This is a genomic window from Ruegeria sp. AWH4_226 (genome assembly GCF_056159225.1).
Genome location: NZ_JBSWUU010000001.1, coordinates 1,514,577 through 1,527,602 on the forward strand (window position 1 = coordinate 1,514,577; position 13,026 = coordinate 1,527,602).

The window sequence follows — 13,026 nt, forward strand, 5'->3', positions numbered from 1 at the left end:
CCATGCATGTCGTCTTCCGCGAAAGCCACGGGTTAGAGGAAACAGAAACCCCGACCGATCTGGGCCAAAGCCCGGCGGATTTGGTGGTGCTGTCATTCTCGGACAGTGACCTGGGTGCTTTCGCGGCTGGCTGGCATCGCGGCGGCGGGCCGGAAGGGCGGATGCCGACGATGCGGTTGGCTAACCTGACCGCTTTGAAACACCCCCTGTCCGTGGACACTTACGTCGAGCAGACGCTAGAGGGGGCAAAAGGCATCCTGATCCGCCTCATAGGGGGCGTCCCCTATTGGTCATACGGTTTGCAACAGGTTCTTGCCCTCGCACAGGCCAAAGGAATTGCCTTGGCCGTTCTGCCCGCAGACGGGCGAGAAGACGCGCGGCTGGATGACTTTTCCACTCTGCCCGTTTCAACCCTGCGCCGCTTGGCGCATCTGTGTGACACCGGTGGAGAGGTCGCCGCACAAGCCGCTTTGGCGCAGATGGCGCTGGCAGCGGGCCTTTACGCCGGGCCGGTTATGGGGGCTAAAACAATCCCTGAATGCGGTGCATGGTGCCCCGATCGCGGAGTGATCGCGCCTGATACAGCGTTCTCTGGCAGCGCCAGGCGCATTCTTGTGACGTTCTATCGCGCGTATTTAACCTCTGCCGATACAGCCCCAATCGCAGTACTGTTGCGCAGCCTCCGTGCACGCGGGTTCGAGGCTATCGGCCTTTTCGCGCCCTCGCTTAAAGCACCTGCCGCCGCAGACTGGCTGCGCGAACAGGTGGTGGCATTGCGACCTTCGGCGATTATCAACGCCACCTCTTTCTCGGGCAAGGGGGCGTCGGGAACGTCTCCGCTGGACGCGGCCGCGGTTCCGGTATTTCAGGTCGCTCTTGCCACCTCCCGCCGCAAGGCCTGGGCCGAGGCAGAGCGCGGGCTGTCACCCGCTGACCTTGCCATGCACGTGGTGCTGCCCGAAGTGGACGGGAGGATTTCCGCAGGTATCGCGTCGTTCAAAGAGCCGGGCAAGCGAGACCCCGATCTCGAATACTCTCGGTTCGCGCACCGGGCCGAACCCGAACGGATCGAGGCCATTATCGACCGGGTGACCGGCTGGCTGAGCTTGTACGACAAGCCCAAGGCGGATCAGATCCCGGCTCTGGTCCTGTCGACCTATCCCGGCAAGGATTGGCAGATGGCTCATGCGGTGGGTCTGGATGCGCTGGCCTCGGCTGAGGCCATGCTGTCTGACCTGCAAGACGAAGGCTACGATACCGCACCTGAGGAACCGGTTGCCGAAACCTTACTGAACGCCCGGATTGCATGGCCGCTGCAAGAGTACCTAGCCGCACTGGCGGACCTGCCAGAGCGCTTGCGCGAGGACCTGCATACCGTTTGGGGCGAACCCGAAGACGACCCCGCAGTCATGGATGGCTCGGTTCATTTCACCGCCTTGCGCCGTGGAAAGGTTTTGGTTGCGCTACAACCTGAACGGGGTACGCCCGAGAAGCGTGATGATGATTATCACGATCTCTCGCGCACCCCGCGCCATGGCTATGTCGCCTTCTATCTTTGGCTGCGCAAGGGTCTTGGTGCGGATGCGCTGATCCATATCGGCGCGCATGGTACGCTGGAGTGGCTACCCGGCAAATCGGTTGCTTTATCTGCGGATTGCTGGCCCGAGGCGCTGATCCGCGATCTTCCAGTGATCTATCCCTTTATTGTTAACGACCCCGGCGAAGCGGCGCAGGCCAAGCGCCGGATCGGAGCCGTAACATTAGGCCATATCCCGCCCCCGATGAAAGAAAGCGGCACGCCGGATCGCATGGTACGGCTGGAGTCGCTGCTGGACGAATTTTCCAACGCCGACGGACTGGACCCCAAGCGACGCGACCGGCTGCAGTCTGACATCCGCGACGAGGCTCAGGCGATTGGGCTGGAAGGTGACTTGGGGCTGGATCAGGCCACCAGCACCGCCGAGGCGATCACACGCATTGATCGGTTTGTCTGCGACATCAAAGAAAGCCAGTTTGGCGACGGGTTGCACATCTTTGGCCGCCCACCAAATGCTGTTGGCAGTTTCGACCCCGCCCCGTCAGCGAATGCCGAACGAACATCACTGTTGGACGCGCTGGCGGGAAAACGGATCGAAGCCGGGCCATCCGGGTCCCCCTATCGCGGTCGGTCGGATGTGCTCCCGACGGGGCGGAACCTGTACACCACCGATCCGCGCTCTGTCCCAACCCGCGCGGCCTATGCGCAGGGCGTAAAGCTTGCCGAAGAACTGGTGCGGCGGCATTTGCAGGAGGAAGGCGATTATCCAAAAGGTCTGATCGTTGACCTTTGGGGATCGGCCACCATGCGCACCGCCGGTGAAGAATTTGCGATGGCCCTGCACTTGCTGGGCGTCAAACCGGTCTGGGACAAAGGCTCGGAACGGGTTTCCGGCATCGAAGTTCTACCGATCACCGATCTCAGCCGCCCGCGCCTGGATGTTACCCTGCGGGTCTCGGGCCTGTTTCGGGACGTTTTCCCGACGCTCTCGGCGCTATACGGTCAGGCCGTCCGCGCATTGTCGGACCGTGATGAGGCGCTTGACTGGAACCCGTATGCCGGGCAACCCCCTGCATCCCGCGTCTTTGGACCAGCACCGGGCAGCTATGGCCTGAACATGACCCACCTGTCCGAAACCTATACAGATGAAGCCCGATCGCAAGCTGGAGAGGCCTGGATTCAGGCCAGTTCCTTCGCGTTGGAAGGTGACCATATCGCGCAGGATGTGGATGGTATCAAAGATCGCGTCGCCAATGCAGATAGCTTTGTGCACCTGCAAGACCTGACCGAGACCGATCTGCTACTGGCCAATGACTTTGCCACGCATGAAGCCGGGTTCGCCGCTGCCAAGAAGATCACCGGCGGCAGCGCGCAACTGTACCATCTGGACAATACCAACCCGGACAATCCCCGCGCCCGCACGCTGTCCGAGGAAATCAGCCGCGTGGTCCATGCCCGTGCGGCCAATCCCGGCTGGATCGCGGGGATGCAACGGCATGGGTTCCGCGGCGCGGCAGAAATCGCAGCCACGCTGGATCACATGGCCTCATTCGCGCATCTGTCGGGCACCGTTGCGCCACATCTGTTCGACCTCTACCACGATGCCACACTGGGCGATGCTGAAGTCGACGCCTTTCTGCAAAAGGCCAATCCGCAGGCCTATCAAGCCATGCAGGATCGATTCCGCGCGCTGCTGGAGGCCGGTCTTTGGAACACGCTCCGAAACTCGATCCGCGCCGATCTGGAGGGGCTGGGATGAGCGCCCCCATCATACAGGGCTGGTGCCCCGGCGCGCACCGCCCGATGATGTCCGGAGACGGCCTTGTGGTGCGCGTGCGGCCTTATCTCGGTCGACTGAGCGCGAGGCAAGCCTTGGGGCTTTGCGAGCTGTCCGAGAGGTTTGGGAATGGCACTATTGACCTGACCAACCGGGCCAACCTGCAATTGCGCGGCGTGAAAGAGGCCGACCATCAGGCGTTGCTGTCCGAACTGGCAGGATTGGACCTGCTGGATGCTGACCCGGATATCGAGGTGCGGCGCAATATTTTGGTCTCACCACTGTACCAAACGGGCGATCTGACAACCCGACTGGCGTGCGGGCTAGTAAACAGGCTGGCGGACCTGCCTGCTCTTCCCGCCAAGTTCGGTTTTGCTATCGACACTGGCCCTACCCGCCTTTTGACGGCGGACTCAGCCGATATTCGGCTGGAAACCGGCGCTGACGGCTTGATCCTTCGTGCCGATGGCTGCGCGACCGGGCACCTTGTGACCGAAGCCAACGCAATCGAGCAATTGATTGCATTGGCGCGCTGGTTCGCTGAGAATCAAACACCCGAGGCCCGACGCATGGCGCGGGTGGTTGCTGCCGTAGACTTGCCGCAGAATTGGCAAGGAGCAGTTCCCGGAGCGGTAGGATCCCGCTTGCAACCCGGTGCTTGCGGTTTGGGCGCGCTTTACGGGGCGGCGTTTGGGCAACTGCCGGCGCGTCACCTTTGCACGCTGATCACAGACACAGGCGCATCAGCCCTGCGTGTCACACCATGGCGGCTGTTCCTGCTGGAAGGCGGGGCGGCGATACCCACATCAGCCTTCGTTACTGATGAGACCGACCCGCTACTGACAACTGACGCCTGCCCCGGTGCCCCACTCTGCCCGCAAGCCGAGGTGGAAACCCGCGATATCGCCCGTGCACTGGCGCCACGCGTTGATGGAGTCCTGCATGTTTCGGGCTGCGCCAAGGGATGCGCCCGGATGGGACCGGCGGATGTCACTCTGGTTGGGCGCGATGGGCGATTTGACCTTGTCAAACGGGGTCGCGCGGGGGATGAGCCAAGTCAGCGCGGGCTGCGCCCCGAAACACTCAAGACCATGGACCTGACGTGATGCCCTATGAATACGAAACCGACGGCGCGGCGATCTACAAGCAAAGCTTTGCGACAATCCGGTCAGAAGCCGACCTTGACCGTTTTGACGCGGACGAAGAACAGGTCGCCGTCCGCATGATCCATGCCGCCGGAATGGTTGGGCTTGAGGACTTCGTCCATTTCTCACCCGGCTTCGTATCGTCCGCCCGCACTGCGCTGGAAAATGGCGCGCCAATCCTGTGCGACGCGCGGATGGTCAGCGAGGGCGTGACCCGCTTTCGCCTACCCGCCAACAACCAGGTGATCTGCACGCTGCATGATGAAAGGGTTCGTCCCCTGGCCGCCGAAATGCGCAACACCCGCTCTGCCGCGGCGTTGGAGCTCTGGCGCCCGCATCTCGACGGTGCTCTGGTCGCGATTGGCAACGCACCGACTGCCCTGTTTCACTTGTTGAACATGCTGGAGGACCCTGCTTGCCCGCGCCCAGCCGCAATAATCGGCTGTCCGGTGGGCTTTGTGGGTGCAGTCGAATCCAAGGATGCGCTGTGGGATGCGCAACCAGTTCCATCCTGCATCGTCAAAGGCCGCCTTGGCGGCAGTGCCATCACCGTCGCCGCGATCAACGCTATTGCGAGCCGCGCGGAATGAGCGCAGGCAAGATATACGGCGTGGGCCTTGGCCCCGGCGATCCTGACCTGATGAGCGTCCGGGCCGACCGTCTGCTGCGAAATGCCCGTCACGTGGCCTTTTTTCGCAAACCCGGACGCGACGGGCAGGCACGCAAAATCGTGAGCGGCATGATCCCCGAGGACGTGATCGAATTCCCCATGGAATACCCTGTCACCACAGAAATTCCCGTGACTGACCCGCAGTACAACGAATTGCTATCAGCGTTTTACAAGGACTGTGCCGCACATTTGAAGGCACTGTCGGCTCAGGGTGAGGATGTGGTCGTCCTATGCGAAGGGGACCCATTCTTCTATGGATCTTTCATGCACCTATACAGTCGGTTACGAGACGAAGCTAATGTAGAAGTCGTGCCAGCGATCACTGGTATGTCAGGGGCTTGGACCGCAACGGGTGATCCGATTACCTGGGGCGATGATGTCCTGACCGTGTTGATGGGCACCTTGCCCGAAGATGATCTGGCGCGGCGCATGGCCCAAACGGATGCGCTGGTTGTGATGAAGATCGGCCGCAACATCGATAAGGTGAAACGGGCGCTGAAAGCCGCTGGTCTGTACGACCGCGCATGGATCGTCGAATTCGCGCAGATGCCGAACCAAACAGTGATGAAATTGTCCGAGGCCTGCCACAAGGCCACCCCGTATTTTTCGATCATCATTGTGCATGGCCAGGGTCGGCGGCCATGAGCGGCTGGGTCAAGATTGCGGGTCTTGGACCGGGCGACGATGATTTGGTAACGTCCGAAGTTTCGGCCGCGCTGGCTGAAGCCACGGATGTGGTTGGCTATATTCCTTACGTCGCACGCGTGGCGGAACGTCCCGGCCTGACGCTGCACGCCAGTGACAATCGAGTTGAGATCGACCGCTCGCAACACGCGTTGCAGATGGCCGCGGACGGGAAACGCGTGGTCGTGGTCTCCTCTGGGGACCCGGGTGTATTCGCGATGGCGGCTGCGGTGTTCGAGGCACTGGAGAACGGGCCGGCCAAATGGCGCGATATTCCAATCGACGTCCTGCCGGGGATAACCGCGATGTTGGCGGCTTCGGCGCGCGCAGGTGCTCCGCTGGGGCATGATTTCTGCGCCATCAACCTCAGCAACAATCTGAAGCCGTGGTCCCTGATCGAAAAACGACTGCGTCTGGCAGCGCAAGGGGATTTTGCTATGGCGTTCTATAATCCACGCTCAAAATCTCGCCCGGAGGGGTTTGCAAGGACGCTGGACATACTCCGCGAGGAATGTGAACCAGAGCGTCTGATCCTATTTGCACGCGCCGTTTCGCGTACGGATGAGGCGATCCGGATTTCAACCCTCGCCGAAGCGACCCCCGACATGGCTGACATGCAGACGGTGGTCATCGTCGGCTCGTCCCTGACCCGCAGGATCGAGCGGGACGGTACTCCGATCATCTATACCCCAAGGTTCACCCCGGAATGAGCCAGCCAGTCAAAAACCTGAGTGACAGTCGTCAATTCGGTCCTTTCTGGCAAAGCCGGTCGGTCGATCATCAGCACTGGCACACCCAACGCCCGCGCAGCGTCCAGCTTGGCGCGCGCACCGGTGCCGCCCGCGTTTTTGGATACCACCAGTTCAATGCTTTGCGCCTGCAACAGCGCTTGATCGTCAGCGACGCTGAATGGTCCACGCGACACGACGACATCGTATCTTGGGATAGGCAGAGCGGCGGGTTCATCGACAAGGCGCAGCAAATAGTGGTGCTGTGGCTGGGCGGCAAATTCCTCAAGGTGCATCCGACCAACGGCCAGAAACACGCGCCGGGCCGGGCCGGACAGAGCTGCAACAGCGCCGTCGATATCTGGCACATGTCGCCAGTCGTCCCCTTGCTGCGCGGTCCAAGGCGGGCGGGTCAGCGCAGCCAACGGCACTGCGGTTTCAAAGCACGCCGCGATGGCGTTACGGCTCATCTGCCCGGCAAATGGGTGGGTGGCGTCAAGCACATGCGTAATCGCCTGTTCTTGCAGGTATTTCGCCAACCCTTCAATACCCCCAAACCCGCCGATACGGACCGGCAATGGCTGCGGGCGCGGTGTATCAACACGACCGGCATAGGAATAAATCGCGGGTATCCCCTGTGCGGCGACCGCTTTGGCCAGCGCATTCGCCTCGGTCGTTCCGCCAAGGATCAGGAGGTGTGTCATGCATGAAACTCCATGGCTGACCGTTTTGGGCTTGGGCGAAGATGGACTGGATGGCCTGCCCCCTGCAAGCCGTCAAGTGCTGGCGGCGGCCGAAATCGTAATGGGGCCACCAAGACACCTGTCGCTTATCCCCGATACACAGGCACAAAAATTCGAATGGCCGGTGCCGTTTGCCGAGGGCCTGCCAATACTCATGGGTTTTCGGGGTCGTCCCACCGTGGTGCTCGCCTCGGGCGATCCATTCTGGTTCGGTGCGGGTTCGGTTATTGCCCGCAGTTTCGAGGTGGGGGAATGGACAGCCCTGCCCGGGCAATCCACCTTTTCGCTCGCCGCCGCGCGGTTGGGCTGGCCGCTGGAAAACACCCTGACCTTTGGCCTGCACGCAGCACCTTTAACGCGGCTTAGGCCGCATCTGGCGCCGGGCCTGCGCGCCATCCTGCTTCTGCGCGATGGAAAGGCTGTGGCGGACCTGGCTTCGTACCTGACCGAGACTGGTTTCGCAGACACCCGCTTGCATGTGATGGAAGCTTTGGGCGGCCCCCGTGAACGCGCACGCAGCGTGTCCCTGACCGAGGCGCTGCTGGGCGGGTTCGACCACCCGGTCTGTGTCGGGCTTGAAGTTGCCGGGCAAGGGCGCGCCTTCCCAAAAGCCTCGGGCAAGCCCGACGAGATTTTCGAGACCGACGGCCAGATCACTAAACGCCCTGTGCGGGCGCTCACTCTGTCAGCGCTGGCACCACAACGGGGTGAACATCTGTGGGATATCGGCGGGGGCACCGGTTCGGTCAGCATCGAATGGCTGATGTGTGACCCGACTTTGACTGCCACATCGATTGAACCGCGCGCGGATCGAGCAGAGCGTATCCGCCGCAACGCAGATGCGCTCGGGCAAGACCGGTTGAACGTCGTGCATGGCACCGCGCCGGATGCACTGACTGGCCTTCCTCTGCCCGATGTCGTTTTCATCGGCGGTGGGCTAAGCGCCAAGCTGTTAACCTGGCTACGCGATGCCTTGCCAACTGGCACCCGATTGGTTGCCAATGCGGTAACATTGGAAAGCGAAGCGTTGCTGGCGCAGTGGCATGACACACTTGGGGGCCAGCTTTTGCGCATCGAACTGGCGCAGGCATCAGAGCTTGGACCCCGGCGCGGCTGGAAATCCGCATACCCAGTCGTGCAGTGGAGCGTAACGCTATGATCATCGCGGGTTTGGGTTTTTCGTCAGCGGCCACAACGGACAGCCTGCGTGCCGCCTTTGATCGCGCCAGAAACGGTCAGCACGTGGACGCGTTGGCCACAGTTGCCGACAAAAAGGGGCATGCCGCACTGGTCGAATTCGCTAAGGCCGCTGCCCTGCCCCTGTACTTCATCGCCTCGGCTGATCTGGCCCAGCAGCGCACGCTTTCATGCTCGACTCGCAGCCGCGCCACTTATGGCACTGGTAGCGTGGCCGAAGCATCCGCTCTTGCCGCCGCCGGTTCCGGCGCGCGCCTGACATCCCCCAGACAGATTTCGGACGACCGGCTTGCAACCTGCGCCGTCGCCATCGGAGGACAAAAATGACTGTTCACTTCATCGGCGCCGGACCAGGCGCCGCCGACCTGCTGACCCTGCGCGGTCGCGATATCATAGCGGCGTGCCCAGTCTGCCTTTATGCCGGGTCGCTGGTCCCCGAAGAAATTCTAAGCCACTGTCCCGAAGGCGCAAGGATCGTCAACACGGCGCCGATGGACCTGGATCAGATCATGGCAGAGATTGCAAACGCGCATGAGGCGGGCCACGACGTGGCAAGGCTTCATTCAGGGGATTTATCGGTGTGGTCAGCGATGGGGGAACAAATCCGTCGCCTGAAAGACATGGGCATCCCTGTCAGCGTAACGCCCGGCGTTCCCTCTTTTGCGGCCGCCGCTGCTGCGCTTGGTTCAGAATTGACACTGCCCGGACTTGCGCAATCGGTTGTGCTGACCCGAACACCGGGCCGGGCATCATCTATGCCCGAAGGTGAGACGTTAGAGAACTTTGCACGCACCGGGGCAACGCTTGCGATCCACCTTTCAATTGGCAATGTGGACAAGGTGATCAGCGACTTGACCCCGGCCTATGGCACGGACTGTCCGGTGGCGGTGGTGTACCGTGCCAGTTGGCCGGATGAACGGCTCATCCGTGCCACGTTATCCACATTGAAGGATGCACTGGACGAAAGCATCTCTCGCACCGCTCTGATCCTGGTCGGCCCGGTGCTGGCTGGCGAAGGTTTCGACGAAAGCTGCCTTTATTCCACGGATTACGACCGCAGGTACCGCCCGCAAAGCGCTGGTAGCCCGTGGTCAAGCTGGAGCCATGGCGATGACTAATCCTCCGGGTCTTTTAGTTTCTGCGCCTTCATCCGGCACAGGGAAAACGACTGTGATGCTGGGCTTGCTGAGGGCGCTGGCCGACGATGGGTTAACCGTTCAACCGTTCAAAAGCGGCCCGGACTATATCGACCCGGCCTTTCACCGGGCAGCGGCAGGGCGTGCTTCGTTCAATCTGGATAGCTGGGCGATGAGCGATCCGCTGCTGACTGCGATCTCGGCACAGGCCGACGGCGCGGACATTGTTGTCGCAGAAGGCTCAATGGGTTTGTTCGATGGCGTCGCCAAGCCGGGCGAGTTGGGCCATGGGTCCAGCGCGGAAACAGCGCTTCGGATGGGATGGCCCGTGGTGCTGGTGTTGGATGTGGGGGGGCAGGCGCAATCAGCGGCGGCGACGGCGCTTGGATTTCGGATGTACAATCCCGACCTGCCATTTGCCGGGGTGATCCTGAACCGATGCGCCAGTGCCCGGCATGAACGTCTGACACGGCTTGGGATGGAGCGTGCAGGTCTGCCTGTTCTTGGCGTTCTGCCCCGTCGTGGAGATCTGACTCTGCCAGAAAGGCATCTGGGTCTGATACAAGCCGTCGAGCATCCCGATCTTGAAAGCGCGATTGTTGGTTATGCTGCATTTTTGCGCGAGCACGTGGATCTTCAGGCAATCAAACGGGCAGCTTCCTCAGGCCCAAGCGGGCCATCGTCAGCCGCGCTGCCGCGCCCCCCTGCGCAACGGATCGCCTTGGCCCAGGATGCGGCATTTTCGTTCACCTACCCGCATTTGCTGGCCGGTTGGCGCGCTGCAGGGGCCGAGATTCTACCGTTTTCTCCTTTGGCTAACGAACCTCCCAGCGCGGATGCGGACCTTGTGTGGCTACCCGGTGGATATCCGGAACTACATGCCGGCACCTTGGCTGTGGCTGAGGCTTTCTTGACCGGTCTGCGCCGACACGCGGAAACCAAGCCGGTGCACGGAGAATGCGGCGGCTACATGGCTTTGGGTCAGGCGCTGATAGACAAAGATGGCGTTCGGCACCAAATGGCGGGCCTGCTTGGGCTGGTAACGTCTTACGAAAAGCGCAAGTTCAACTTGGGATATCGGCGCGCGGAATTGCTGGCCTCGATGCCCGGATACACAGCGGGCGCAGCCTTGCGGGGGCATGAGTTTCATTACTCGTCAATCGTCGAACAACCCGACGCACCGTTGGCACGCGTCTTTGATGCCGAAGGCGCCGAAGGACCGCAGACAGGATCCGTGCGCGGCACTGTTACGGGCACCTTCTTTCACTTGATTGCCGAGGCTTCGGCATGAGTGGTTTCGTATCTTTCATTGGCTCTGGTCCAGGTGACCCGGAGCTGCTGACTCTGAAAGCCGTAAACCGGTTGCAAAAGGCCGATGCGGTGCTGTTTGACGACCTCAGCAGTGGTCCCATCCTGAGCCATGCACGCGAAGATGCTGATCTGGTCGGTGTTGGCAAGCGTGCCGGTCGGCCATCGCCTAAACAGAACCATGTCAGCCAGTTGCTGGTGGACTACGCCAAGACAGGGGCACAAGTTGTTCGCCTGAAGTCTGGCGATGGTGGATTGTTTGGTCGGCTTGAAGAGGAACTTGTGGCGCTGCGCGAGGCCGGTATTGAGTATGAGATCATCCCGGGCGTCCCATCCGCTGTCGCTGCCGCGGCGGCGGCGGGCATTCCCCTGACACGGCGCCTGACCGCGCGACGCGTCCAGTTCATCACTGGCCATGACGTTAGCGGCAAACTGCCCCAAGACCTGAACCTGCCCGCCTTGGCCGACCCGGATGCGACAACGGTGGTGTTCATGGGAAAGCGGACATTTCCGTTATTGGTTAAAACGCTGCACGAACACGGCTTGCCCCTTGAAACTCCGGCTTTGATGGCCGAGTCAGTCTCGACCCCGGATCAGAAGCTGCACCGCGCAACCGTGGGGGCGTTGTCGGAAATGCTGGCGACCGAGATCGGCACTGCCCCGGCCCTGATCCTGTACGGTCCACTGGCTGAGATCGACAATGATTGACCTGACGCTGATCGGCATCGGCACCGGCAACCCGGATCATGTGACGCTCCAAGGCGTTCAAGCCATACGCGATGCTGACCTGATCTTGATTCCCCGAAAGGGCGAGAACAAGGCCGATCTGGCCGGGTTGCGCGAAGACATCATCGCAACGGTAACTGACACGCCGCCAGACATCGCATATTTCGATATTCCGGAACGTCGCGCTGACACCGGCTATCTGCGCGGTGTCGACGAATGGCACGATGCAATCGCACTGCGCTGGAGTGAGGCGATCTCGGCCCACCCGAGTGCTCGGCATGTGGCCCTGCTGATCTGGGGCGATCCCTCGCTCTATGACAGTTCCTTGCGCATCGCGTCCCGACTGAATCCGCAACCGAGAACAAGGGTTATTCCCGGTATTACGGCCTTGCAGGCCCTGACGGCCGCGCATGCTATCCCGATCAACGATTTGGGAGCATCCTACACAGTTACCACCGGGCGGCGCATTCGAGATGAAGGATGGCCGGCAAATACTTCAAAAATTGCGGTAATGCTGGATGGAGAGTGTTCGTTTCAAACCCTGAACATGCAAGACTATGACATCTGGTGGGGTGCTTATGTTGGCATGCAGCAAGAGCTTTTGATCAAGGGGCATTTGCAGGATGTGGCAGATGAAATTCTAGCCAGCCGCGCGAAAGCTAGGGCTGAACATGGCTGGATCATGGATATCTACGTGCTGAAAAAGCACGAACGCTGAGGTTCAAAGCTGTGAGCGGCAATTGATCCATTTTTCGGCCCTCGGTGCCAACCTGAGTGTCGCAGGAAATATACGTGCGCTGTCTACCGATTTCTGGCAATACAACAAGAGGCACAACAAACGAGGCAATGAAATGCGCGCGCTTTGGGGTATTCTCTGCCTTCTGGCCCTGCCCGTCTGGGCCAAAGAGCCATTGCCGGGTTGGGCGGTTTACCCATCTGCCAAGAGCTATGAAGATCTTGTCGCCGACACCAAGGCTGCGGTCGCAGAAAACGGATTGATCGTTGTCACTCAGGCCGGGCCCACCAAAGCTGCTGCTGCGCGCGGAATTGTCATTCCCGGAAATCTTGTGATCGGCGCGTTCAACAATGACTATGCCGTGCGCGTACTGGAAACCTCGGTCAACGCGATGATTGAGGCTCCGATCCGGTTCTACGTGACCGAAAATGAAGACGGTACGGCAACACTGTCTTACAAAACCCCCAGCTTTGTGTTTGCACCCTATGCGGACGAGGGCGGAGAGACCCTGCAACGCATTGCACAGGAACTTGACGCCAAGTTTCAGGCGGTGGCGGACTCAGCAGTCAAATAGTCACACTACCGTGAACCTGCTTGCACCCGGGCGCGTCCTCAGCATTCTCCTGTCCAACAGAGTTT

The 13,026-nt window shown here is 60.9% G+C and carries 13 protein-coding genes; 12 read left to right on the forward strand and 1 reads right to left on the reverse strand.

All coding sequences use genetic code 11. The annotated features are described in order from the left end of the window. Nucleotides 1-2: 2 nt before the first annotated feature. From cobN to cobJ, 5 genes are read left to right on the forward strand one after another with little or no spacing between them, the layout of a single operon-like run. Nucleotides 3-3,296: a cobaltochelatase subunit CobN gene (gene cobN, locus ACXAET_RS07400; protein ID WP_475183356.1), complete on the forward strand. Its 3,294-nt coding sequence runs from the start codon at nt 3-5 to the stop codon at nt 3,294-3,296. Continuing rightward, nucleotides 3,293-4,420, forward strand: a complete 1,128-nt coding sequence (locus ACXAET_RS07405; RefSeq protein ID WP_475183359.1) for a cobalamin biosynthesis protein CobG — start codon at nt 3,293-3,295, stop codon at nt 4,418-4,420. Before cobN ends, ACXAET_RS07405 begins: the two co-directional genes overlap by 4 nt. Beyond that, nucleotides 4,420-5,049, forward strand: coding sequence for a precorrin-8X methylmutase (locus tag ACXAET_RS07410; RefSeq protein WP_475183364.1), 630 nt, complete (start codon nt 4,420-4,422; stop codon nt 5,047-5,049). The genes ACXAET_RS07405 and ACXAET_RS07410 overlap by 1 nt, the downstream gene beginning before the upstream one ends. Further along, nucleotides 5,046-5,774: a precorrin-2 C(20)-methyltransferase gene (locus ACXAET_RS07415; protein WP_475183366.1), complete on the forward strand. Its 729-nt coding sequence runs from the start codon at nt 5,046-5,048 to the stop codon at nt 5,772-5,774. The genes ACXAET_RS07410 and ACXAET_RS07415 overlap by 4 nt, the downstream gene beginning before the upstream one ends. Next, nucleotides 5,771-6,523 carry a precorrin-3B C(17)-methyltransferase gene (cobJ, locus tag ACXAET_RS07420; protein WP_475183368.1) on the forward strand — a complete coding sequence of 251 codons (753 nt, stop codon included), beginning with the start codon at nt 5,771-5,773 and terminating at the stop codon, nt 6,521-6,523. The genes ACXAET_RS07415 and cobJ overlap by 4 nt, the downstream gene beginning before the upstream one ends. Here cobJ and ACXAET_RS07425 read toward each other — a convergent pair. Further along, nucleotides 6,496-7,245 carry a cobalt-precorrin-6A reductase gene (locus ACXAET_RS07425; protein WP_475183371.1) on the reverse strand — a complete coding sequence of 250 codons (750 nt, stop codon included), beginning with the start codon at nt 7,243-7,245 and terminating at the stop codon, nt 6,496-6,498. The two genes, cobJ and ACXAET_RS07425, sit on opposite strands and share 28 nt — an antisense overlap. Here ACXAET_RS07425 and cbiE point away from each other — a divergent pair. The 7 genes from cbiE to ACXAET_RS07460 all read left to right on the forward strand — a co-directional run bounded on the left by cbiE (nt 7,244) and on the right by ACXAET_RS07460 (nt 12,961). Continuing rightward, a complete protein-coding gene (gene cbiE / locus ACXAET_RS07430) occupies nt 7,244-8,443 on the forward strand; it encodes a precorrin-6y C5,15-methyltransferase (decarboxylating) subunit CbiE (protein ID WP_475183372.1) in 1,200 nt (399 codons plus the stop codon). The genes ACXAET_RS07425 and cbiE overlap by 2 nt on opposite strands. Next, complete coding sequence (locus tag ACXAET_RS07435; RefSeq protein WP_475183374.1) at nt 8,440-8,808, forward strand: cobalamin biosynthesis protein; 369 nt, start codon at nt 8,440-8,442, stop codon at nt 8,806-8,808. The genes cbiE and ACXAET_RS07435 overlap by 4 nt, the downstream gene beginning before the upstream one ends. Further along, nucleotides 8,805-9,599 carry a precorrin-4 C(11)-methyltransferase gene (gene cobM / locus ACXAET_RS07440; RefSeq protein ID WP_475183376.1) on the forward strand — a complete coding sequence of 265 codons (795 nt, stop codon included), beginning with the start codon at nt 8,805-8,807 and terminating at the stop codon, nt 9,597-9,599. Before ACXAET_RS07435 ends, cobM begins: the two co-directional genes overlap by 4 nt. Continuing rightward, nucleotides 9,586-10,908, forward strand: a complete 1,323-nt coding sequence (locus ACXAET_RS07445; RefSeq protein ID WP_475183380.1) for a cobyrinate a,c-diamide synthase — start codon at nt 9,586-9,588, stop codon at nt 10,906-10,908. The genes cobM and ACXAET_RS07445 overlap by 14 nt, the downstream gene beginning before the upstream one ends. Beyond that, on the forward strand, nt 10,905-11,633 hold the full coding sequence (gene cobA, locus ACXAET_RS07450) for a uroporphyrinogen-III C-methyltransferase (RefSeq protein WP_475183383.1): 729 nt from the start codon (nt 10,905-10,907) through the stop codon (nt 11,631-11,633). The genes ACXAET_RS07445 and cobA overlap by 4 nt, the downstream gene beginning before the upstream one ends. Beyond that, a complete protein-coding gene (cobF, locus tag ACXAET_RS07455; RefSeq protein WP_475183386.1) occupies nt 11,626-12,369 on the forward strand; it encodes a precorrin-6A synthase (deacetylating) in 744 nt (247 codons plus the stop codon). Before cobA ends, cobF begins: the two co-directional genes overlap by 8 nt. A gap of 133 nt (nt 12,370-12,502) precedes the next feature. Continuing rightward, a complete protein-coding gene (locus ACXAET_RS07460) occupies nt 12,503-12,961 on the forward strand; it encodes a DUF302 domain-containing protein (protein WP_475183389.1) in 459 nt (152 codons plus the stop codon). Nucleotides 12,962-13,026: the final 65 nt, after the last annotated feature.

What these genes read in the sequence shown, in the direction of transcription:
- cobN (WP_475183356.1), top strand. Translation starts at nt 3, where the DNA reads ATGCATGTCGTCTTCCGCGAAAGCCACGGGTTAGAGGAAACAGAAACC.
- ACXAET_RS07405 (WP_475183359.1), top strand. Translation starts at nt 3,293, where the DNA reads ATGAGCGCCCCCATCATACAGGGCTGGTGCCCCGGCGCGCACCGCCCG.
- ACXAET_RS07410 (WP_475183364.1), top strand. Translation starts at nt 4,420, where the DNA reads ATGCCCTATGAATACGAAACCGACGGCGCGGCGATCTACAAGCAAAGC.
- ACXAET_RS07415 (WP_475183366.1), top strand. Translation starts at nt 5,046, where the DNA reads ATGAGCGCAGGCAAGATATACGGCGTGGGCCTTGGCCCCGGCGATCCT.
- cobJ (WP_475183368.1), top strand. Translation starts at nt 5,771, where the DNA reads ATGAGCGGCTGGGTCAAGATTGCGGGTCTTGGACCGGGCGACGATGAT.
- cbiE (WP_475183372.1), top strand. Translation starts at nt 7,244, where the DNA reads ATGCATGAAACTCCATGGCTGACCGTTTTGGGCTTGGGCGAAGATGGA.
- ACXAET_RS07425 (WP_475183371.1), bottom strand. Translation starts at nt 7,245, where the DNA reads ATGACACACCTCCTGATCCTTGGCGGAACGACCGAGGCGAATGCGCTG.
- ACXAET_RS07435 (WP_475183374.1), top strand. Translation starts at nt 8,440, where the DNA reads ATGATCATCGCGGGTTTGGGTTTTTCGTCAGCGGCCACAACGGACAGC.
- cobM (WP_475183376.1), top strand. Translation starts at nt 8,805, where the DNA reads ATGACTGTTCACTTCATCGGCGCCGGACCAGGCGCCGCCGACCTGCTG.
- ACXAET_RS07445 (WP_475183380.1), top strand. Translation starts at nt 9,586, where the DNA reads ATGGCGATGACTAATCCTCCGGGTCTTTTAGTTTCTGCGCCTTCATCC.
- cobA (WP_475183383.1), top strand. Translation starts at nt 10,905, where the DNA reads ATGAGTGGTTTCGTATCTTTCATTGGCTCTGGTCCAGGTGACCCGGAG.
- cobF (WP_475183386.1), top strand. Translation starts at nt 11,626, where the DNA reads ATGATTGACCTGACGCTGATCGGCATCGGCACCGGCAACCCGGATCAT.
- ACXAET_RS07460 (WP_475183389.1), top strand. Translation starts at nt 12,503, where the DNA reads ATGCGCGCGCTTTGGGGTATTCTCTGCCTTCTGGCCCTGCCCGTCTGG.